Source organism: Methanomethylovorans sp. (assembly GCF_041447285.1).
GTDB lineage: Archaea > Halobacteriota > Methanosarcinia > Methanosarcinales > Methanosarcinaceae > Methanomethylovorans.
In genome coordinates this window covers 22,039-44,208 of sequence record NZ_JBGMEB010000026.1, presented here as the reverse complement: position 1 = coordinate 44,208, position 22,170 = coordinate 22,039, and the positions used below count along the sequence as shown (strand labels likewise).

Here is a 22,170-nt window from a genome sequence, read left to right as displayed (position 1 = left end):
ATTTATATACGTGCAGCCTGGAACATATCTTCGCCAACTGTGGCAATGTTCCAGTTATAGGATGCTTGCTTTTACAACAAAATCAAAAAAGAATAAAAATACCGGAATGGCCAATAAGCCATTATTCAAAAATATCATCAAACGTATGATATTTCTCCGGCTGCGAAATCAACCAGTATTTTGCGGATATCTTCCTCTGTCAGGAGGGCATAGAGTTTATTGTTTACAGAATACCTGTTGGCTGCACTCAGGATCACAGGCACGTTTGACACATGGGCTTCACCCATACTAATGTATGGAATGTAATGCTCTAGTGAGTATTCTCCGCGTTCCACGCATACGCGGGTCTCTATAGGGACCTTGTAATATTCACTGGGTTCAGGTATCTGTTTTCCGCATTTGCATTTGCCTCCGGGTTTGCGCCATTCGGCTCTGCCGCATTTCGGACATGCTATTTTATATGCAGGTGCCACTTTAATTTCTTCAAATCGCCTTTGTGCAGTCTGCATTACCTGCTTTATCTGCATCATTATCTCATTATCAATTACCTGAAGCTTCCTGATGCGCAGAAGCTGGGGGCCACGGACTTCAATGATACCGTTGGGCTCCTGAAAAACCGCATTACCGTCGTAAATATAATCTTCCGAAATCTCACTTCTCAGTGGGACATTAATATCAACTAACTGGAATTTACCGTTTTGTAATTTGACAAATTCTATTTCGAACATTGCGAAAACCTCAAAACGATCATAAAATCATATCTCAATTACAGCGCATTTCATTTCCGCGCCAGACCTTTCTATCTCTTTATGTGATTACCGGACACTTGTAAGAATCAGCTTGCTTTATGTTCATTCAACTGGTCCAAATTTAATAGTTGCATGTTTTTGCTTATATTTAAGTATTCTTTAATTATCGGAAAAGGAACAAGCGAAATTTTGGAGCATGTAGATTTACTTTCAGAGAATAAACTGACAGATTAATGAAATTATTCTATCCTTGTTTTACTGGATAATTCTATAAATATTGAAATTTGACTATATTTGGGTAGCAGAGCCACAGTTTCAATCCTTGTTATGATGGATCTTGCTCTCGAATGCAAAAGAACCTATCTTGGCCAGTATCAGCTTACTGCATTTCAATCCTTGTTTTAGTGGATCTTGATTTCGAATTCAGAACCGTGGTAACCACTGCCTTCGATGCTGTGCGGTTTCAATCCTTGTTTTAGTGGATCTTGATTTCGAATAGACACAATTACGTATTATTTATGGGAAGATACTGAGGTTTCAATCCTTGTTTTAGTGGATCTTGATTTCGAATTCTCCGGGCATTACTTCTTCACCTTCTTTATGGTTACGTTTCAATCCTTGTTTTAGTGGATCTTGATTTCGAATTCTACATCCCTCCATCTGCTAACTATCACAAAGTAGTTTCAATCCTTGTTTTAGTGGATCTTGATTTCGAATGAGTGAAGTGCTTCGCGCCGCCTTGGACATTGGACGTTTCAATCCTTGTTTTAGTGGATCTTGATTTCGAATAGGATTATAATTCCCTTCAATATTTTACCCATATATAGTTTCAATCCTTGTTTTAGTGGATCTTGATTTCGAATAATCAACAATAAGGCGTCTGATGTAAGCACATTGAAGTTTCAATCCTTGTTTTAGTGGATCTTGATTTCGAATTGTACTGCCCGGATCGTGAGCACTTATACTATGTGTTTCAATCCTTGTTTTAGTGGATCTTGATTTCGAATTGAAGGACAGAGTCAATGTGTCAATAGATCAGTATCTGTTTCAATCCTTGTTTTAGTGGATCTTGATTTCGAATCATATGCTGCAGGCATTCCCATAGGTAAGAATAAAGAGGGTTTCAATCCTTGTTTTAGTGGATCTTGATTTCGAATAAACCAACCGCATCCAGTCCTTGTGCAACTGTGAATGTTTCAATCCTTGTTTTAGTGGATCTTGATTTCGAATAAATACTGTCCTAACTGTAAGCAAAATGTACAGCCGTTTCAATCCTTGTTTTAGTGGATCTTGATTTCGAATAGGACTGCAGACTATCTGATCAGTCGAGGCAAACGAAGTTTCAATCCTTGTTTTAGTGGATCTTGATTTCGAATTTCACACGGTCTTTTCTTTGCACAACTGATGCCATAGTTTCAATCCTTGTTTTAGTGGATCTTGATTTCGAATTGTTTATGTTTTGAGGAAGGAGTAATCATGACAATTGAGTTTCAATCCTTGTTTTAGTGGATCTTGATTTCGAATCTTATTCTAATGGTCCTAGCCGGGATCGGTGCAGTAGGGTTTCAATCCTTGTTTTAGTGGATCTTGATTTCGAATCCTGAACGGTTGCAGCGCCTGCTGTTGCGTCAACGGTGGTTTCAATCCTTGTTTTAGTGGATCTTGATTTCGAATGCCCAACTGAGCTTTGATGCTTATCAAATGGCAAGGTTTCAATCCTTGTTTTAGTGGATCTTGATTTCGAATCTATACTGCTCTGAGTACTACTCCTATCCTTCCTTGTTTCAATCCTTGTTTTAGTGGATCTTGATTTCGAATTCTGTGCAGAGCAAATGGGAGCTTGACCAGGTTGCCAGTTTCAATCCTTGTTTTAGTGGATCTTGATTTCGAATTCGGGTCAAATCTAGCAATGGAGCTACAGACAATCTGTTTCAATCCTTGTTTTAGTGGATCTTGATTTCGAATACAAAATACAGGGAGAGTTAGTCAATCTGAGGTAGTTTCAATCCTTGTTTTAGTGGATCTTGATTTCGAATTATAGTGTATCTGGGCTTGTTGTAAGGGCCATACTGTTTCAATCCTTGTTTTAGTGGATCTTGATTTCGAATTTGCGGTCCTCATCTGACCGAGAGGACCAAAACAGGGTTTCAATCCTTGTTTTAGTGGATCTTGATTTCGAATTGCAAAGGAGAGAAAACACCTAGTCGGGGACAAAGGTTTCAATCCTTGTTTTAGTGGATCTTGATTTCGAATAGATTATCGACAAAGACAACCTTAGACTTGCTCATCGTTTCAATCCTTGTTTTAGTGGATCTTGATTTCGAATGAATGGAATTGTCGATTGATCCGGAGTTCAGGAACTGGAGTTTCAATCCTTGTTTTAGTGGATCTTGATTTCGAATAGATGGAAACAGACAAAGACCATGTACATCTTTTGATGTTTCAATCCTTGTTTTAGTGGATCTTGATTTCGAATCATTTGTTCGCACCACAACCATTTATTCGCAGTTATGGTTTCAATCCTTGTTTTAGTGGATCTTGATTTCGAATACTTATGAACGGTTCCATCTGTAGAGAACTTTACAGTTTCAATCCTTGTTTTAGTGGATCTTGATTTCGAATTTGAAGTTAGGGAAGAAAGGGTTGCACATACACAAGTTTCAATCCTTGTTTTAGTGGATCTTGATTTCGAATTGCTTGAATTCAATTTGAACCCCGCTCCGGTTCTGGAGTTTCAATCCTTGTTTTAGTGGATCTTGATTTCGAATTGTATAGTGCAGCAGCAAATGTAGTACAGCAGGCCAGTTTCAATCCTTGTTTTAGTGGATCTTGATTTCGAATACTTTCAGATGTAAGAGCACTGGATCCAAGGTTAGATGTTTCAATCCTTGTTTTAGTGGATCTTGATTTCGAATTTTTTTGATACTCTTCATATGACGCATATGATATCAGTTTCAATCCTTGTTTTAGTGGATCTTGATTTCGAATAATGAACGATGGTGAAACAGAAACAACTGTCTGTAGTTTCAATCCTTGTTTTAGTGGATCTTGATTTCGAATACATATTGCAAAAGCTGTAGCGCAGGCTGTAGTCAAGTTTCAATCCTTGTTTTAGTGGATCTTGATTTCGAATCGTGAAGGATCCGCAAACAAAGTCATCTACCTTCACAGTTTCAATCCTTGTTTTAGTGGATCTTGATTTCGAATTGTAAATGGCACATACAGCAATTATGGATTACTGCGTTTCAATCCTTGTTTTAGTGGATCTTGATTTCGAATACTGTTTTTTTCTTCATGATATTTCTTCCCCATGAGAGTTTCAATCCTTGTTTTAGTGGATCTTGATTTCGAATGCTCGTTGTCCAGATCAAAGCAGACACTGGGAATCGTTTCAATCCTTGTTTTAGTGGATCTTGATTTCGAATTGGATGCAAAAGCTACTCCAGCTGCCAAAGAATCAGCGTTTCAATCCTTGTTTTAGTGGATCTTGATTTCGAATTGTAAATGGCACATACAGCAATTATGGATTACTGCGTTTCAATCCTTGTTTTAGTGGATCTTGATTTCGAATAATTGAATTTTTGATGGAGGTGTAAAGATGGGATGGGAGTTTCAATCCTTGTTTTAGTGGATCTTGATTTCGAATACGCTAGCATGTTTCAAAGCCTCTGCAAGTGATTTAATGTTTCAATCCTTGTTTTAGTGGATCTTGATTTCGAATTCTATAGCCACTGACTGTGGGTGATAGTTTTGCTGTTTCAATCCTTGTTTTAGTGGATCTTGATTTCGAATATCAAATTTGTCCTCAACTCTGGAGATCCACCCCTGTTTCAATCCTTGTTTTAGTGGATCTTGATTTCGAATCTGAGAACGCAGAAAAGATAATCGTTCGATCATATAGTTTCAATCCTTGTTTTAGTGGATCTTGATTTCGAATCTAATATTGACCATTGTACCTCTTCAGTTACATTGGTTTCAATCCTTGTTTTAGTGGATCTTGATTTCGAATTCCACCATCTGAGTTTTGTACCGGATTCTTGGAACTGTTTCAATCCTTGTTTTAGTGGATCTTGATTTCGAATCTATATCAATCCTGCTTATACAAGTCAGACTTGTAGGTTTCAATCCTTGTTTTAGTGGATCTTGATTTCGAATCTTAGGTATTAGTTTATGGTTTATTATTATACAAAGTTTCAATCCTTGTTTTAGTGGATCTTGATTTCGAATTATATATGGCTGTCTTACATTCTGTACAGAATAGTTTGTTTCAATCCTTGTTTTAGTGGATCTTGATTTCGAATAGTTGGTCCACAAGACCACAGATGAGGCTACACTGACGTTTCAATCCTTGTTTTAGTGGATCTTGATTTCGAATCTCAGGCTGGCTATCGCGTGAGGTGATTAAGTGAAGGTGTTTCAATCCTTGTTTTAGTGGATCTTGATTTCGAATAAAATCATGTACTATGTGCCGAGTATTGCAAGATATGTTTCAATCCTTGTTTTAGTGGATCTTGATTTCGAATAGGACACTGCCTTTAGTCAAGGTATATCCATTATGGTTTCAATCCTTGTTTTAGTGGATCTTGATTTCGAATACGGCTATGAAATTCCAGATAATGCAACCGTAGGTACAGTTGGTTTCAATCCTTGTTTTAGTGGATCTTGATTTCGAATGGTTGCACGGTGATGAGATCGGCAACGAGGCGAAGCTGTTTCAATCCTTGTTTTAGTGGATCTTGATTTCGAATCGTATGTTGAAAAGGCGGAGGATAGAGCCGCACCAATTGGTTTCAATCCTTGTTTTAGTGGATCTTGATTTCGAATGCTACCACGATGAGCAGGGCACTTTCTACCCAGAGGGTTTCAATCCTTGTTTTAGTGGATCTTGATTTCGAATAGATGCTGTTATCTATATGTCCTTCAATCCCATTGAGTTTCAATCCTTGTTTTAGTGGATCTTGATTTCGAATTAACGCCTGCATTGGAAGAGAGGTTACCATAAATGGGTTTCAATCCTTGTTTTAGTGGATCTTGATTTCGAATGCTTAACTTGCATCAAATCTCTCCTCGGTTCTCTCTGGTTTCAATCCTTGTTTTAGTGGATCTTGATTTCGAATGCTCAACCTTGCCCGTCATGTGGAGTTGGCGAATGGTTTCAATCCTTGTTTTAGTGGATCTTGATTTCGAATACTGAGGGGTAGAGGCGTTGCAATTGTCCTATATCCGGTTTCAATCCTTGTTTTAGTGGATCTTGATTTCGAATTTTTCATATGGCAGTGAGCAGTCTATAGCATATTGGGTTTCAATCCTTGTTTTAGTGGATCTTGATTTCGAATCGAGTTTTCATGATTATGGCTCCTTTATCCAAGTATTGTTTCAATCCTTGTTTTAGTGGATCTTGATTTCGAATAGATGTTGTCAGATGACAATGTTCCAGTGAGTGCTCTGTTTCAATCCTTGTTTTAGTGGATCTTGATTTCGAATGATGATGTGAACGGAAGAACCAAACAGTTTATAGAGTTTCAATCCTTGTTTTAGTGGATCTTGATTTCGAATTATATCATATAGCGAAAGTTTGGAAGTGGATATTGTTTCAATCCTTGTTTTAGTGGATCTTGATTTCGAATTGGACAGTGGAAATATGGAAGAAATTGAGATCAGGAAAGTTTCAATCCTTGTTTTAGTGGATCTTGATTTCGAATATCCGAGGAGTTGGGATTCGCATGAGCGATGCTACGTTTCAATCCTTGTTTTAGTGGATCTTGATTTCGAATATTAGAAGAGAATTTCAACAGATGGTTACAAGGTGAAGTTTCAATCCTTGTTTTAGTGGATCTTGATTTCGAATTCCCGTGAAGAATGCAGCTAGACCGAGCTTGCCGGGTTTCAATCCTTGTTTTAGTGGATCTTGATTTCGAATGAGATAAGGGCTAAGAAGGCTACTGCCACAGCCAAGTTTCAATCCTTGTTTTAGTGGATCTTGATTTCGAATTCTAGTGCTGGTACTAAGGTATCTGTAATGATAGGAACGTTTCAATCCTTGTTTTAGTGGATCTTGATTTCGAATATTATATGAGAAAACACGATCTTAAAAGGGGTGTACCAGTTTCAATCCTTGTTTTAGTGGATCTTGATTTCGAATCTGTGATGGTGTGAGTACAAAGGAGGTATCGGCGTATATAGTTTCAATCCTTGTTTTAGTGGATCTTGATTTCGAATGTTTATATTTTGAAAAAGTAATAACATAACGTGCCAGTTTCAATCCTTGTTTTAGTGGATCTTGATTTCGAATAACTTTCACACGTTTCAGGACGAATGCGAAATCTACCCCTAGTTTCAATCCTTGTTTTAGTGGATCTTGATTTCGAATACTCACTCGTAAGCACCTCGTGGAGTCCTATTTCTGTGTTTCAATCCTTGTTTTAGTGGATCTTGATTTCGAATAGCGCAATTTTTTCCGATTTTTGGCTCAAAACTGGCTATAAAGTCTCCTTTTGCAGCACTTAGATTCTTGCTGCATAATTATCAAATGGTTTAAAAATATAAGAAAATAGTGGCTATACGCAGATATTCCTGTAGCAACAATCTATGCACTTGTTTCCGGATCTTGTTGCTTTCGGGTATTTGCCTTTCTCTATGATTTCCAGGATATCTTCAACGATCTCAATTGCTTTACTGTAGTCAGAATGGGTGATTTCCAATTCTTTCACCAGGCTATTGCTACGAGTATAACAAACATATCCTCTGTTCACTTCTTTACCGTAGTTCTCCTTTATTAATAACCCCTGCAAGACTATTTGGTACTTGTAAGTAGAAAAGAGTTTTTCCTTGTACTCCGCAAACTTGTATTCTAAAGGTGCTGCTGTGCCATCTTCCAAAAAAAGCACTTCGTCAACTATGCCTTTGATATGATGTGTTTTCGACACAAGGTATACTTCAGAATCCTTCTGAACGCAATGCAGTTTTTTCCTTACATATTCCTTATTTGTAAGTTTTCGTTCCTCATGCACTTCTCGGCCTTTAATAACTTTGAATCTTTTTTCTTCATGCTGCGGTATATCCAAGCAGTGCATGAAGTAAATGAATCTAGGGCAGAACTGGTACTCAAGGACATCCGATATCGTTATTATTGTAGAGCTCTCAGCTATCGTCTCTTCCATATGCTGCCTCAGAAGAAAGTTGTCAATACTTCATCACTTACAAGGTCTTTATCAAATGCTTGACCTATCAACTTGACTTTTTTAAAAGACTCATCATCCATAGGAAAAATGTAGACAGAATCAATCTCTATGTCGATTATTTCCTCACATTCGATAGCAAGGGAGTCTCTCTGGTTTGTATTGAGGTCACCGAGGAATACGCTTTTCTGCACCCTGTAAAGGCCGTAATCCTTACACCTGTCACTTACCTTTTTTCGCGTCGAGTTCTCTGCTATATCGTATATTACCCACACTAGCATAAATCAAACCTCATTTTATCAAGCTGTTAGCGATTTTGTGACAGTCGTGTTCCAATATGTTCCGGATCTTTACATTCCTTCCATTGTAATCCATACTCTGGTCCAGAGTTTCATTCAGTGACTGGATTAAGAGGGCTTTACCATCTTTATTCAGGCTCAAACCATTGGGTATGCTGTCAAAATACTCCTCCTTAACCTGCCGTTTGGAGAACAGGTTAACTACAGTCCTGTCTGCATGGATGCGATACATCTCTATGAGGTCAAAAACAAGTGACTTCTTGTTATAATTATCAGTGTGCATGAAACCCACGTAAGGGTCAAGTCCGGAGATGATGCAAGCCTTTTCCACCATGGAATATAGCACACCATAGCCGTAATTCAGAAGGCAATTGAATCCATCTACGGCAGGATTGCGGCTTCTGCTTTGGAATTTCCACTTTTCAGGCATGATAAAACTCAGTGCTTCAAAATAGTATCTGGAAGCCATGCCTTCTATACCCATAATAGAACCTCTTTTCTCTTCCAGTGTACCATCAAGTTCAAGAAGTTGAACTTTCATTCTTTCGATGTTTTCAATATATGCATCCAATTCAGCACGCTGCTCAGGCCTATTCTTCTTGAGATCTTTAAGGAAATCGATCTGATTGTTCATTTTGGTTTCTATCCAGCCTCTTGCCAGTTCAAATCCTTTCTTCTGTTCGGCGACCTCGAGCTGTCGTCTTCGAATAAGTGTAGTGCTTCCAAGCTTGGAATGCCATACTCTTCCATAAGGGTCGCCGAAATGATCCAGAAAAACTATATCGATATTGCTCTCCACTGCAAATTTGATAGCATCCGTGGTTATGGTTGCTGATGTGGTGATGAGAATGCTTTCAACTTTATCTGCGGATACCTCAAAAACTTTATCTTCGTTTTTGATCAGAAAGCAGTTGTGGTTCTTTTTAAGGAAAGAACCATGGGAGTTTATCACAAGCTGCATTTTTTCACCGTCCCAAAACCTCTCGATACGGATTTACCAAGGCCTAAATAATCAGGTATCTGGAAATTTGTAACAAAAGAACCGCGGAATACAATGATCTCATTTCCCTTCAGGCTCGAACTGCGCTCCTTCAGCTCAGTATGGCACTTTATCCTTTCAGGTACCTGATAATCCAGGGATTTAGACATGGATAACATGTTACCTACAAGATTCCTGTTGAGCAATTCTGCCTGTTGTTCTTTATCCAAAGAAAGATATTTTCTGTAGTTGTCCTGGTTAAGTGCAAACCACGGTGTCACAAACTCATATTTGATCAATTTCTCAGAGATTCCAAAATCTTCTTTTTTGTAAGTTATCCCTCGTTCCACTATCTCATACTCATTGCCATTGAGTGTAATCTTATCATATTCATCATATATTTCCTTTAAAACCTCAGCACCTTCATTTATTCCAATTACAGTAGGTGTTTTGTCTATCTTTTTATACTGGACCATTGGATAGCGATAAATGAACTTGTCAGCATTGTGCTGATGCAGAAGGTTGTATTCATTGAATTTTGTGGAAAAGAATCCTCTAAGCTGTGCACCGGATTCCTGAATGGGACGAGTGGAGGTGAGGGTTAAGGTGAAAACGAGAAGATTCATATTATCAAACTCGAAACTTCAGTGTTATTTCTAAATTGTGCACCGATTTCGAAATCATAATCCATTTCACAAAAGGTAATACCTCCGATTTCTTGTTTGTTTTTCAATACGTACCAGTAAGGCATTTTAATTTCAAATAAACGGCGTCTTGAAGGAGGAAGCTTTAATACTTCATTTTTGAAAAGAAGTGGGATTACAGGAATTTGCAAGTAGTCTATTTTTCTTGTAACTTCATTAGTTTCTTCCCTATTAGGATTATCAAAAACTCCAGATAACCTTTTTTGTGTTTGTTCATATTGATCACTTGCATCAAGGAAATTCTTTGAATCTTCTATCTTAATATGGGAATATACCTGTTCTACTATTCTAATGAGATCAGCTTCTGTTAAATTTTCGGGAGAACTTGAAAAAGACTGGAGCGAACTGGTCAATAACCCAGTTGAATCTGGGTCATAAATCCTTTTAGAGATGTCTGAAGCTTTAAATATGAATATTTGACTATCTGCTTTACTCCTTCTTCTATTTACTCTTCCAGCCCTTTGAACAATTGCATCTGGAGGCGCGCATTCACAGAACATAACATCAAAATCTATATCTAACGATACTTCAACGACTTGGGTAGCAATTAGGAGGTTGGTGTTTTCGATGAAACTTTCTTTTTTTATTCTGTCTTCTAATGTAAACTTGGAATGGTAACAAACCGGACTCAGAAAACTTAGTTTCTCATACAACTCTTGGCATTTTGCAACGTTATTAACCACAACAAGTGTTTTTTTCCCATCAATCACTGATTTTTCGATGTCTGCAATTGCATCATCAATGTATTTGTCAAATGTGGTATATCTATTTCTGCATGAATTAAGCAACAAATCGTCTTTTATTATTTTTACAGATGCAAATGCCTTCGACAAAATTTCTATTAGATAACTAGGCATGGTTGCACTCATCAACATGAACCTAGCTCCTAACTTAGAAAAATGTTCAATAGATTTTATGATGAGTCCCAATGTCCATGAATCATAAGAATGGATTTCATCAATTACTATTACAGCATTGGCGGCGTTTGCTTCAATAAGTGTCCATTTTCCATGATTGAATCCGGTTACAAGCAATTGATCAATTGTGGCTACAGTTGCAGGTTTAATGAAAGATTTATCGAAGAGCACATTTCTTCTTTCTTCTTGATTCTCTTCTTCATCCTGGAACATGAAAGAAGCTGTAGAATGTGTTAGTCCCACATTTCCCTTCCCAAAATAGTCTTCAAGTCGCAAAAATATGCTGTTTGCTGTAACCATCGTTGGCAATAAATAGAGTAACTTCCCTCCATCCATATTTTCTAGATTATTTAATGCCCACAATAGTGATGCTTCGGTTTTCCCACTACCTGTAGGTGCAATTGCAATCACATTATCTAAAGTGCTGGCACAGTTTTTCTGGAATTCTGTCAAACCGACAAAATGAATATTTTTCAGTTCACATCTCTTTTCAATTTCTGAAACCAACTCTAGAGACTTTGTTTGCAAATGATAATTAACATCTAAACCTGAAGAACCATGCCAGTCAGAATAATGTAATATCGCTTTTAAGAGTAGGTAAGTAGGCCTTATTGCTTCATTGTTGCTGTCTTCTTGATACATTTTGGCAACATAATTGTTTAAAAAGCTACAAGCTCTGTTATATGGATTATCTTTTATGATCAATTTCAAAAGATCATTTGGAAAAGTATATCCTTCTTCATCAAAAATTTGTTGTGCTAGAATCAACGCCTGTTTTATTCCATCTTCTATCAAAGATGGTATTTCATTTGTTCTTTCTTTTTCGAAAAATGACATGCTTGGATTGATTGCTTTATGGTGACCTAAAACAGCAAGAGCTTCAAGTGGAAGCTTTCCAACCAATGGACCTTCTTGTTGCATTAAAACAGCACTTCCATAAGCTGCATACATGAAAGATACAAGTTCATGTCTGTAATTTTCATGATAGTCAAAGTGCTCTCCTTTTTGCTTTGCAACCATCATTTTCTGAAAGATATCTGTACATTTTCCAATATCATGTAAAACTACACTTAAAAGAGAACTCATTAAAAAACGTCTTTCATCAAATCCGAATTCTTGACTGAATTTTCTTATCTGATTTCTTTTTGCTTCAATAGTCTGTTTCCATGCTCTATAAGAAGCAGTAATGTGTTCTTCATAGGATTGATCAGGTTTAGCCCAAATAACAGTGTTCATAGCAACACAACATTTTTTCCGTTTACAGTGTATCCATCCATCTCTTTTTTTAATTTAACAGGAGTGCTTATGAAGGTAAACTTCTGACGTTCACTTACTCTTCTTTCGTCTCCTTCAAAAATGAATTTTGTAGGCAAGAGAAATACTTGAGGTGTGTTTACGGTTTGAACTACTGGGATCTGGCTAAAATCAATGTCATTATTATAAAGTTCTGATAAATCTCCAGGTAGAACAGTATACTCAAACTTACTGAGTTTGCATTTTTCCTCTTTAATTATATCTCCAATTTTACATGTTTTAAACAAGTCGTCACTATTTCCTACTGTCAGTGGATATGTTGGTGATATAAATGCAGATCTTAATTGCTCTAATTTTTCCAGTTCATTTGATCCAAAATAGAATGTGAATTCATTTTCGAACAAATACTCTCTGATTAGGATACTATATTGCCTACGATTTTTAATATCATCAGCTGTGTATTTCTTTTCTTTACCCGTGAGTTTCCTATAATTCCAAAGGTCACGCATTAATCCTTTATTAAAACCATAAACTCCTACTAGGAAACCTTGGTCTGTAACGAATTTATGTACCTCTTCTAAACTCAATCCCAGAGCAGCCCCCATCATCCCAATTATTGTTGTTTTTGGGGGCAGTGGAAGTGTTTTATGAAATGTATGAGTTTCTGGAGATCGAAAAGAAGCAGTTATTGATACCCCTTCTATCGAAAAGATATACATAGTTATCACTGCTTATAATATTCATCTATCCATTTTTCCATCTCTTCAAATGCTTCTCCCAAAGGTTTCGCATTTTCAATTTCAGTAGTGAAGAATCCTTTTCTCATTCCAATTACTGAAGAAATTGTTTCAGGTTTATAATCCTTGAGAGTTTCTTCTATTATCGGAACATTAATTCCGTTTTCTTCAAGTTTCACACTTTCGAGAAAAATCGGGTTTTTTGTGCTAAGCATTGCTGCAACTACAAACTTTGGAGCAATGTCTGCAAGGAATCGTGTTTGTCTACCGGAAGCCCATAGATTTTTAATTGCTTTAAGTAGATCTTTAACTCTTGCTGCCTTTTCAGTGTTAGAAATCTCATTTTTGAATCCATCACCTTTTCCCACTCTATCAAGCTCGATTAATATGGTTCCTCTATAAAGGCCAGAATGGATCTCAGTTTCAAAGATATTGGGATCACCGCCAGCTTTTACACCCATGTAGTTAGTCCCAAAATCCAGATCTCCTTGATATGGATTCAATGCAATCAAAGGCGAAACCCTTACTACAGAAGTTCTTTTAGTAGACCCACCTTTGGTGTTTCCATCTCCACTTTCTGTTCCCATGTATCCAAATAGATCATCATCAATATATTTTTCCGGTTCTTGCTTTGTAGTCGCAGCTCCCTTTGCTTGAGAAGCAGCCACTCCTTCCGAGAGTTCTCTGCCTAGTACCTCAAGCTGATTTCTCAATGCTCTTCGAATGGCCTGAGATGAAACGTAAGGATATTGTTCGACACCTACTGATATTTTTTTAATATTAGACATATTGTCTGCTTCTTTGTCTGATCCATTCAGAGAAGCAAATGATACTGGTGTTAAGTATGTCAAAGTTAATGCTTTAGCTGATTTCATTTATTGTTCCTCCATTATGTTTATTAGATTAGTTTTGATTTTTTGCGTTAAATGTGTTAAGTGCAGCAATCATGCAAAACTGTTTGAACTCTAAGAAATTTTTCTCAAATTCTTCTCCATTTCCATACAAATCAGATGTAACCAAGGCCCCATATTTCATTTGAATGCGATTAATCTCATTTAAAAAATCTTCGGGTTTCCTTGTTTTTCGCAATCTGAAAAGATCACCTTTACCTTTGCGACCGGCAGAAGCAACACTAAATCCAATTGTCTTTCCCAAACTAACTGCTGTATCAATAATTGCTTGATCCACTTTGTCGTTACCCTCCTTTACTATTTTCTCGTATTGAATCACAAAATCGTGTATTGGCTTTATGTTTTGCTTTTTTGATTTATTAATGCGAAATACATGCTGTTCAATTAACTCAATTGTACTGCCTTTCTTCAGAATACGCTCACAAACTGCGTTTCTTATAATGGTTTTATTTTCATTTTTAGTTTGATCGTAGTCAATAAGATTTGCCATCACTTCTTTTATATCGATTTTATTTCTCTCTAACTTGTCAAATATTCTAAAAAGATATACTGAATCGTTAAAAGGCCAAATCATTTTTCCCATTTGGGTATCTCCCAAAGAAGTAGTATTGATAGTATAGAACTCTAAGGGAGCTTTTGAAATGACAACATCAAAGAGTTTCTCAAAATCGAGTTCATGGTGATCTCCATCAGTTGTTTTTTTGGATAAAACTGTCAAGTATAAAGAATAGAGAAATGTGAATAATTGTTCAAATGGACGCTGAAAGAAACCGCCCAGCCTGTTCTCAAAGTTTTTGAGGAGATTTGGATCATCAATTTTTAAAGCCTGAAAATCCTCATAAACTTCACTCATTTTTACCAAGCTTGAAGAGTATGGGAAATAGATATTGTAACTCTCATTGTTGTATACATAAAAGCCATTTGCTGGAACAAATTTTCCCAGGAAATCACATTTCCAACAAACCTTTTCAGGTTTTCCACCATTTGAATTGAAAGATAATACTCCAGATGATCCAGTAATCATTGGATAAACAGTACCGCCAATTTCTGTTAATGAATGGGATGCTTCACCGCAAATGAAGCACTTTCCCTTAATTTTACCTTTCTTTACTTTAATTTCAACTTGAGGTTGAATTGCATTTGGTCCACCAATTAGAAGATTATTACTAGATATTTTTAAGCCAGTTTCATTAAGAAAAATGTCCAATCTATTCTGTAAATGAGAATATTCCTTTGGTAGAACCTTTTTTGTAATTTTTTTACCAACTTCATTTACTTCAACAGTTTCATATTTAACTTGTTCTACTGTCATTCTTGGTGCTTTGTTAAAAATCAATCCTGCAATACCCATAGCTTTTACCTTAGGGAATCGTACAAATTTGTCTTCTTTGGAATCGTAATAGAAACCTGCATTTTCCTGTCTCTGTTTTTCAGTTGATTTACTGTAATACTGATCTAAAAGTGACTCATAAGCTTTATTGAACAATAAGGTCAAATTAGCTTCAGTTCCTTTGAAAACAACACCATCGTCACTTAGACGCATTTCTACTCCCATTTCCGATGGATGTTCTTCTTTTGCTATTTTGTATAAGCCAATTAATCCAGAATCCATCCAGAAATGGCTAAGTTTTGAAAACTGAACTTCGATCAAACTGGTGGTCATTTTATCATTTCATATAAATTTTAGTATATCTTCATGAAGTATTAATCTCAGTAACTCTTTTATCTATTTTTATATATCAAGTTATCGGAGTTCTATAATATTTTATTTATGTATTAATTTTAGTAAAGACTGATATCATGGTTTAAATGCACAAATAAATGTAAACAGTATAATCTTTCTTTTTAATCCATAATTCTTATCCCCTAAACATATTTATCCCATCGTGTGTTTCATTCATTTAAGAAGGTAGAAGAACATGGAGCTAAAAGTACAGCCAATTGACATCAAGGTCGGTAAATACAAGGTCATTCTGAACACCATCGATGCCAAGGAGCTTGGCGTGAATGAGGGCGACAGAGTAAGGATAAAGGACCACGTCACACTTACTGCTATTGTTGATTTCACTGAGGATATGATCTCTCCGGGTATGATCGGTCTCTATCATGAGGTGCAGGAGCAGCTTCAAAGGCAGTGGACCGAGACTGTGGAAGTTGAGGCTGCAGAGAAGCCCAAGTCCACACGCATCATAAGGAAGGTAATGGATGGCGAAAAATTAACAAAGGACGAGATCAAAGAGCTTGTAAAGGATATAACGGAAGAAACCCTCAGTGATATAGAAATTGCTGCTTTTCTCACAGCCTCCTATATCAAGGATATGACCGAGGAAGAAACCGAATGGCTGACAAGAGCCATGATAGAATCCGGGGAAAGGATCGAATTCGATGTTCACCCCATCATGGACAAACATTCTATCGGCGGTGTACCCGGAAACAAGATATCCCTGCTTGTAGTTCCTATAGTGGCTGCTAACGGCCTGCTCATTCCAAAAACCAGCTCCAGAGCAATAACAGGTGCAGGAGGAACTGCTGATCTCATGGAGATACTGGCACCTGTGGAATTCACTGCAGCCCAGATAAAAGATATGACCCAGAAAGTAGGAGGTGTCATCGTATGGGGAGGAGCCACTAACATCGCTCCTGCAGATGATAAGCTCATTAAGGTGGAATACCCGCTTTCCATAGACCCGCACTGCCAGCTTCTGGCCTCCATCATGGCCAAAAAAGGTGCTGTGGGAGCTGATAAAGTAGTCATTGACATTCCCACAGGCACTGGCACCAAAATACCTGATATCAAAGCCGGGCGTAAACTTGCACGCGATCTCATAAGTCTCGGAGAGCGTTTAGGCATGGATGTGGACTGTGCTCTTACCTACGGCTCATCACCTGTGGGAAGGACAGTAGGTCCTGCTCTGGAAGTAAAAGAAGCTCTTGAGGTGCTGGAAACTACGCAAGGTCCAAACAGCCTCATCGAAAAAAGCGCAGCTCTTGCAGGTATGCTTCTGGAAATGGGAGGTGCTGCAGCCCGGGGACAGGGACACGACCTTGCTCTTGAAACCCTGAAGAATGGTAATGCATTGGCAAAGCTTAAGGAAATCATAGCCATTCAGGGTGGCAATCCGGATGTCACCAGTAAAGACATAAAGGTCGGTGAATTCACTGCTGACCTTAAGGCGCCTCACAACGGATATATTATAGAGTTATACAACAAACGCCTGGTCCAGATAGCAAGGCTTGCCGGTGCTCCCAACGATAAAGGGGCAGGAGTCTATATTCACAAGAAAAGAGGCGAATCTGTAAAGCAGGGCGAAACTGTGCTCACCATATATGCAGAAAAGGAAGTAAAGCTTCAGGCGGCTCTCAAGAGTGCCAGACAGGATTCACCTATACTCGTGGAAGGCATGCTTCTGGAAAAAGTGGGAGATGTAAGAGAATTTTAATAACGGTGCTGAAAAAAATGGGAAGAATAGTTATTTTACGCATTGGTCACAGGGCCTTCAGGGATAAACGTATAACCACTCATGTAGGTCTCACAGCCAGAGCACTAGGTGCTGAAGGCATGCTGCTTGCTTCTGATGATCCCAGCATCAAGCAGAACATTGAAGATGTAGCCACCCGCTGGGGAGGCGACTTTTATGTTACCAATGATGTCAACTGGAAGCATGAAGTTAAAAAATGGAAAGACGCAGGCGGCAAGGTCTGCCACCTCTCCATGTATGGCGTAAACCTTCCGAATGCTGTGGATGATCTTAAGCAATGCGAACAGCTTATGATTGTTGTCGGTGCCGAGAAAGTCCCTCCGGAAATATATGATCTTGCCGACTGGAATATTGCAGTGGGTAATCAGCCCCATTCTGAAGTTGCGGCCATTGCTATAACTCTGGATCGTATAGCTACAGCTGATCCTTTAAGACAGTCATTACCAGGTGGACAATTAACTATAGTACCCATGGAAAAGGGAAAAAAGGTCATTGAAAGACAGTGATTCTCACCTCTTCTTTCCTTGTTTTCTTTTTTGTGCAAATAGTTGAAAACCATTCACAAATGGCATAGAACTGATTCCTGAAAAATCTGCAATGACAGATCGATCTTCCAATCGCTAAAGATCCTGTAGTAAAATAAGGACAGATAAAAAAAGTGAAAAGATGCAATAGAGATTGCATCTACCTGTTGTTGCAAATCTTTTGCTTGCAACAATGGTTTTAGTGATATATTTAGATTGTCTCGTTTACGGTTTCGTTGACAGCTGCTGCAGTTGCATTCACTGTTTCTTCAGCGCCAGCGACGACTACAGTAGAAACATTTTCGGTTGCATTGGTAACTGCCTGCTCTGTTGCATTCATAGCCTGGCCTGCAGTATCATTCATGGTGTCATTAGCCTGTTCTACAGCGTTGTCTGCACAACCGGAAATGGCTACTATACCCATAACCAGAAGTCCTAATATCAAGAAATTGAGCATTTTCTTCAAAGTAATCACCTAGCCTTTCGTACCTACTTATGAATTGTCGATTTAGAACTACTAGATTTATTTTCAGTGTGTTATCTGATATTCAAAAACCTACTAGCTGTAAATTCGAACATTTGACTATTTTCTATAGGGTATATAGTCCCTATATAGTCGATGATTAGCATAAGATCAATCTGCTATAAATCTTTCGTTTTTGTTATTGACCATTAATTCGATTTTCTTAAATTACATTTCTTTTTACGGTTATTTTTGAAAAATCTGACAAATGATAAATGTACTGAAATAATAGATAGTTTCTAAATATAATCATTTACAAGTACAGAAACATGAACAATACTTCACACTCCAACCTTATTATCCGCAATGCTGATGTTGAAGACGTGCCTTTGCTTTTAAATTTCGTAAAAGGAATTGCAGAATTTGAACATCTAAGTCATATGGTATCGGCTACCGAGGAGTCGCTTACAAAGGCTTTTTTTGGGGACAGGCCATATGCTGAAGCACTCATAGCTGAACTTGATGCTGAACCCGTGGGTTTTGTAGTATTTTTCCACAATTTTTCGACCTTTGTAGGAAAGCCCGGTCTTTACCTGGAAGACATATATGTGCTTCCTGAGCATCGTGGAAAAGGGATTGGAGCCGCTTTATTTAAAAAGTGTGTCCAGATAGCCAGGGAACGTGATTGCGGGCGTATGGAATGGAGTGCATTGCAGTGGAATCCTGCACGTAAGTTCTACGAAAGTTTCGGTGCTCACCTACTTGATGACTGGGTAATATACCGCCTGGATGAGAAAATGATTTCAGATATATGTTCTAAAATAGTTTAAAGAACTTTGCTCAGAAAAGCAATGGTTCTCTCGCTTTTTGCATGGCTGAATATGTCTTGAGGTGTCCCTTCTTCTACTATTCTGCCGTCGTCAATGAAAAGTACTCTGTCGCTGACTTCCCGCGCAAACCCTATTTCATGAGTGACTACTACCATCGTCATCCCCATCTTTGCCAGGTCTTTCATGACATTCAATACTTCCCCTACCATTTCAGGATCCAGGGCGGAAGTTGGTTCATCGAAAAGCATAACCTTCGGACGCATCGCTAAAGCACGTGCTATTGCCACGCGCTGTTTTTGTCCGCCGGAGAGGGCTGCAGGATATACATGAGCTTTATCTTCCAGTCCAACTTTTCTCAAAATCTCCAGTGCTCTTCTTTCAGCCTCTTCTTTAGGAAGCTTTCGGACTTTGATAAGAGCAAGAGATACATTCTCAAGTGTAGTTTTATGGGGAAAGAGATTGAAATGCTGGAAAACCATACCCGCTTCTTCCCTTATTTTATTGATATTTATCTGCGGATCTGTTATTTTCTCTCCATCGATCCAGATATCTCCTGAAGTAGGCGTTTCCAGAAGGTTGATGCAGCGCAGAAAAGTGCTCTTTCCGGACCCTGATGGCCCTATTACACACACCACCTCGCTATCCTTCACCTGAACTGATATGCCTTTGAGGACCTGGAGGTCTCCAAAGCTTTTATAGAGATCTTTAATTACTATCACTGACACCAAGCCTCCTCTCTGAATATGCAACAAGCCTGGATATTGCAATGGTCATTATAAGATACATAAGGGCTATAGCTATGTACACTGGAAAAGATGCAAAGGTCCTTGAAATGTAAAGTTGGCCATTCTTTAGTAATTCGTGTACTCCGATGACAGCTAAAAGAGATGAGTCCTTAAGAAGTGCTATAAATTCATTACCAAGAGGTGGCACTATTCTCCTGAATGCCTGAGGAAGAATGATCTCTTTCATAGCCATTCTTTCTGTCATTCCTAATGAGCGAGCTGCTTCCATCTGACCTCTGTCAATAGACTGAACACCTGCACGCACGATTTCTGCAATGTAGGCACCACTATTTATACTGCACACTATGATACCTGCAAGAATAGGATCAATAGACAGAGGTCTGCCTGTTACATTTGAGAAAAGTCCTGGAATGCCGTAGTAAAACAGCAGTATCTGTACCAGAAGAGGTGTTCCTCTGATAAAATCTACATAAGCAATAGATGGAAAACGTAAAAATTTGTTTCTGGATATTTTTCCAAGTCCTGCTATAGTTCCCAGTATCAGACCAAAAAATACGCCAAGGCTTGTGACCTCTATTGTCACCATAGATCCTAGAAGAAGGTCAGGGAAGACTTTTACGATGTGACTAAGATATGTATCCAACAGAGACAACTTTACTACCTCGGCATGTATTGGAAAATTATTGAAAAACTGCTTTTATAGCCAATACCTGGCTAAATATAAACATAGCGATGAAGGCTACTCAGATATACATTCAAACATCTCGTATTTGATAAAAACAATGACATGCAACATTTGTTGCATGCCACTAAGATGTTCAGAAGTATTTATCCATTATCTGATCATATGTTCCATCTTTCTTGACGTTCTCAAGACCCTGGTTCAACATGGTCAGAAGTTCAGTGTTACCAGTTTTCACAGCGAATCCATAGGCATCACTTGTAATTTCATCATCCACGATCTTTATGACACCAGGATTCTGACTCATATAAGCCTGGGTGACTGGCAGATCATTGATTGTAAAGTCTGCACGGCCGTTCTGGATGTTTAGAATTATATCATTCACATGTGCAAGGTAGATTATATCTCCGATCTTGCCTTCGGCTTTCAGTTTTTCAGCTTCCAGGGAACCGGTTGAACCTTGCTGTACAGCAGCTACCTTGCCTTTCAGATCATCAACACTTTTTATTTCCTCATTGTCAGCAGCTACTGCAAGGGCCAAACCTGCGTTGATATAAGGTTCTGTAAAGTCTACAGCGTCTTCACGTTCGGCTGTTATGGTCATACCTGAAACGATTATATCGATCTGGCCAGACTGCAGCGCTGGAATCAGAGCATCGAATTCAAGGTCTTTCCATTCTACCTTAAATCCCTGATCTGCAGCTATGGCGTTCATGAGGTCAACATCAAAACCAATTATCTCGCTGCTGACATTTGCATCAGCATATTCGAATGGTGGGAAATATGGTTCTGTTCCAATCACGTAAACTTTCTCATTAACTGTTCCGGCAGATGCTACTGCCTGTCCTGCAGTCTGGTTTGTGTTCTCATTTGCAGTTTTGTCGGCACATCCGGAAATCGCTACCAAAGACACGACGAGCAGTGCCAGTAATATAAAGTTGAATATTTTTTTCAAAATAGATCACCTAGCCTTTAGTTATGGATAAGTTAGCATAAATTCCAAACATTAAATAAGGCTTTCGTTTTTATAATAAGCAGCAATTTTTTGGAAGCTGTATACTGTTTTTCAGCAATCTATCTTTTATATATCTTTAAAATGAATATTATATCAAATGTGTGCTTCTATTTTACTCTCACATAATATTTGATTATGGTAGTGAGATGTGCAAATACTAATATTATCCATAATCATAATCTGAACTATGTGAACTCATGAATTATAAATGGATTAATGGAAAAGAAGGATTTGAAGAAGCCTTCAAAGTAAGGAAGGTAGTGTTTGTCGAGGAACAAAAGGTTCCAGGATCAATGGAAAGGGATGAATTCGACGAACAAGCACACCATTTACTGGTATTTGATAACAACATACCAATAGCTACGGGCAGGTTATTCTATAATGGAAAATACTTCAAACTGGGCAGAATATGCGTTCTTAAACAATACAGAGGAATGGATATTGGAAGATATTTGATGAAAAGGTTATTAGAAAAAGCTGAATCAGAGGGCATTAAAAGATTAGATCTTGATTCCCAGGTCAGTGCAATTGGATTCTATAGAATATTTGGGTTTAGTGAATTTGGTGATGTGTTTGATGGTGCAGGGATTGAACATGTTTCAATGGTAAAACTGTACGATTGATCACATTCTGATATGTTCTAAAATATCAATCCTGTTTTCTTCCATTCATTCTGTTTTCTCCATACGCACGTTCACTATAA

Annotated in this window: 17 protein-coding genes and 1 CRISPR repeat array; of the genes, 4 read left to right on the top strand and 13 right to left on the bottom strand. The window is 38.1% G+C overall.

Going from position 1 to position 22,170, the window contains the following annotated elements; all coding sequences use genetic code 11:
- Positions 1–137: 137 nt before the first annotated feature.
- The 9 genes from ACC612_RS13695 to ACC612_RS13655 form a co-directional block, all read right to left on the bottom strand.
- Positions 138–728, bottom strand: coding sequence for a hypothetical protein (locus tag ACC612_RS13695; RefSeq protein WP_371855154.1), 591 nt, complete (start codon positions 726–728; stop codon positions 138–140).
- Positions 729–1,061: 333 nt separating this feature from the next.
- Positions 1,062–7,194: direct repeats of the CRISPR family, unit length 37 nt; unit sequence GTTTCAATCCTTGTTTTAGTGGATCTTGATTTCGAAT.
- A gap of 112 nt (positions 7,195–7,306) precedes the next feature.
- Entirely contained in the window at positions 7,307–7,909 is a 603-nt protein-coding gene (gene cas4 / locus ACC612_RS13690) for a CRISPR-associated protein Cas4 (RefSeq protein WP_371855153.1), read from the bottom strand.
- 8 nt (positions 7,910–7,917) lie between these two features.
- Entirely contained in the window at positions 7,918–8,208 is a 291-nt protein-coding gene (cas2, locus tag ACC612_RS13685; protein WP_371855152.1) for a CRISPR-associated endonuclease Cas2, read from the bottom strand.
- 10 nt (positions 8,209–8,218) lie between these two features.
- The gene (gene cas1 / locus ACC612_RS13680; protein WP_371855151.1) at positions 8,219–9,187 is read right to left on the bottom strand and encodes a CRISPR-associated endonuclease Cas1; all 969 of its coding nucleotides are present in this window, start codon (positions 9,185–9,187) and stop codon (positions 8,219–8,221) included.
- Complete coding sequence (locus tag ACC612_RS13675; RefSeq protein ID WP_371855150.1) at positions 9,175–9,831, bottom strand: CRISPR-associated endonuclease Cas6; 657 nt, start codon at positions 9,829–9,831, stop codon at positions 9,175–9,177. The genes cas1 and ACC612_RS13675 overlap by 13 nt, the downstream gene beginning before the upstream one ends.
- Positions 9,828–12,062 (bottom strand): CRISPR-associated helicase Cas3', encoded by a 2,235-nt coding sequence (gene cas3 / locus ACC612_RS13670; RefSeq protein WP_371855149.1) that lies wholly within the window; start codon positions 12,060–12,062, stop codon positions 9,828–9,830. Before cas3 ends, ACC612_RS13675 begins: the two co-directional genes overlap by 4 nt.
- Positions 12,059–12,799, bottom strand: a complete 741-nt coding sequence (gene cas5, locus ACC612_RS13665; protein ID WP_371855148.1) for a CRISPR-associated protein Cas5 — start codon at positions 12,797–12,799, stop codon at positions 12,059–12,061. The genes cas3 and cas5 overlap by 4 nt, the downstream gene beginning before the upstream one ends.
- A 5-nt stretch (positions 12,800–12,804) precedes the next feature.
- Complete coding sequence (gene cas7i, locus ACC612_RS13660) at positions 12,805–13,692, bottom strand: type I-B CRISPR-associated protein Cas7/Cst2/DevR (protein ID WP_371855147.1); 888 nt, start codon at positions 13,690–13,692, stop codon at positions 12,805–12,807.
- 28 nt (positions 13,693–13,720) lie between these two features.
- Positions 13,721–15,391, bottom strand: coding sequence for a hypothetical protein (locus ACC612_RS13655; RefSeq protein WP_371855146.1), 1,671 nt, complete (start codon positions 15,389–15,391; stop codon positions 13,721–13,723).
- Positions 15,392–15,647: 256 nt separating this feature from the next.
- Here ACC612_RS13655 and ACC612_RS13650 point away from each other — a divergent pair, with 256 nt between their 5' ends.
- Positions 15,648–17,168: an AMP phosphorylase gene (locus tag ACC612_RS13650; RefSeq protein ID WP_371855145.1), complete on the top strand. Its 1,521-nt coding sequence runs from the start codon at positions 15,648–15,650 to the stop codon at positions 17,166–17,168.
- A 17-nt stretch (positions 17,169–17,185) separates the two neighbouring features.
- On the top strand, positions 17,186–17,713 hold the full coding sequence (locus ACC612_RS13645; protein WP_371855144.1) for a tRNA (cytidine(56)-2'-O)-methyltransferase: 528 nt from the start codon (positions 17,186–17,188) through the stop codon (positions 17,711–17,713).
- 229 nt (positions 17,714–17,942) lie between these two features.
- Here ACC612_RS13645 and ACC612_RS13640 read toward each other — a convergent pair whose 3' ends face one another.
- On the bottom strand, positions 17,943–18,197 hold the full coding sequence (locus tag ACC612_RS13640) for a hypothetical protein (RefSeq protein ID WP_371855142.1): 255 nt from the start codon (positions 18,195–18,197) through the stop codon (positions 17,943–17,945).
- Positions 18,198–18,523: 326 nt separating this feature from the next.
- On the opposite strand from ACC612_RS13640, the gene ACC612_RS13635 reads away from it, so the two are divergent.
- Positions 18,524–19,024 carry an N-acetyltransferase family protein gene (locus tag ACC612_RS13635; protein WP_371855141.1) on the top strand — a complete coding sequence of 167 codons (501 nt, stop codon included), beginning with the start codon at positions 18,524–18,526 and terminating at the stop codon, positions 19,022–19,024.
- Here ACC612_RS13635 and ACC612_RS13630 read toward each other — a convergent pair.
- The 3 genes from ACC612_RS13630 to ACC612_RS13620 all read right to left on the bottom strand — a co-directional run bounded on the left by ACC612_RS13630 (position 19,021) and on the right by ACC612_RS13620 (position 21,407).
- Positions 19,021–19,743, bottom strand: coding sequence for an amino acid ABC transporter ATP-binding protein (locus ACC612_RS13630; RefSeq protein WP_371855180.1), 723 nt, complete (start codon positions 19,741–19,743; stop codon positions 19,021–19,023). The two genes, ACC612_RS13635 and ACC612_RS13630, sit on opposite strands and share 4 nt — an antisense overlap.
- Complete coding sequence (locus ACC612_RS13625) at positions 19,730–20,413, bottom strand: amino acid ABC transporter permease (RefSeq protein WP_371855139.1); 684 nt, start codon at positions 20,411–20,413, stop codon at positions 19,730–19,732. The genes ACC612_RS13630 and ACC612_RS13625 overlap by 14 nt, the downstream gene beginning before the upstream one ends.
- Positions 20,414–20,588: 175 nt before the next feature.
- The gene (locus ACC612_RS13620) at positions 20,589–21,407 is read right to left on the bottom strand and encodes a basic amino acid ABC transporter substrate-binding protein (RefSeq protein WP_371855138.1); all 819 of its coding nucleotides are present in this window, start codon (positions 21,405–21,407) and stop codon (positions 20,589–20,591) included.
- A gap of 257 nt (positions 21,408–21,664) precedes the next feature.
- Between ACC612_RS13620 and ACC612_RS13615 the strand changes: the two genes are divergently transcribed.
- Positions 21,665–22,090, top strand: a complete 426-nt coding sequence (locus tag ACC612_RS13615) for a GNAT family N-acetyltransferase (RefSeq protein WP_371855137.1) — start codon at positions 21,665–21,667, stop codon at positions 22,088–22,090.
- Positions 22,091–22,170: the final 80 nt, after the last annotated feature.

What these genes read in the sequence shown, in the direction of transcription:
- ACC612_RS13695 (WP_371855154.1), bottom strand. Translation starts at nt 728, where the DNA reads ATGTTCGAAATAGAATTTGTCAAATTACAAAACGGTAAATTCCAGTTA.
- cas4 (WP_371855153.1), bottom strand. Translation starts at nt 7,909, where the DNA reads ATGGAAGAGACGATAGCTGAGAGCTCTACAATAATAACGATATCGGAT.
- cas2 (WP_371855152.1), bottom strand. Translation starts at nt 8,208, where the DNA reads ATGCTAGTGTGGGTAATATACGATATAGCAGAGAACTCGACGCGAAAA.
- cas1 (WP_371855151.1), bottom strand. Translation starts at nt 9,187, where the DNA reads ATGCAGCTTGTGATAAACTCCCATGGTTCTTTCCTTAAAAAGAACCAC.
- ACC612_RS13675 (WP_371855150.1), bottom strand. Translation starts at nt 9,831, where the DNA reads ATGAATCTTCTCGTTTTCACCTTAACCCTCACCTCCACTCGTCCCATT.
- cas3 (WP_371855149.1), bottom strand. Translation starts at nt 12,062, where the DNA reads ATGAACACTGTTATTTGGGCTAAACCTGATCAATCCTATGAAGAACAC.
- cas5 (WP_371855148.1), bottom strand. Translation starts at nt 12,799, where the DNA reads ATGTATATCTTTTCGATAGAAGGGGTATCAATAACTGCTTCTTTTCGA.
- cas7i (WP_371855147.1), bottom strand. Translation starts at nt 13,692, where the DNA reads ATGAAATCAGCTAAAGCATTAACTTTGACATACTTAACACCAGTATCA.
- ACC612_RS13655 (WP_371855146.1), bottom strand. Translation starts at nt 15,391, where the DNA reads ATGACCACCAGTTTGATCGAAGTTCAGTTTTCAAAACTTAGCCATTTC.
- ACC612_RS13650 (WP_371855145.1), top strand. Translation starts at nt 15,648, where the DNA reads ATGGAGCTAAAAGTACAGCCAATTGACATCAAGGTCGGTAAATACAAG.
- ACC612_RS13645 (WP_371855144.1), top strand. Translation starts at nt 17,186, where the DNA reads ATGGGAAGAATAGTTATTTTACGCATTGGTCACAGGGCCTTCAGGGAT.
- ACC612_RS13635 (WP_371855141.1), top strand. Translation starts at nt 18,524, where the DNA reads ATGAACAATACTTCACACTCCAACCTTATTATCCGCAATGCTGATGTT.
- ACC612_RS13615 (WP_371855137.1), top strand. Translation starts at nt 21,665, where the DNA reads ATGAATTATAAATGGATTAATGGAAAAGAAGGATTTGAAGAAGCCTTC.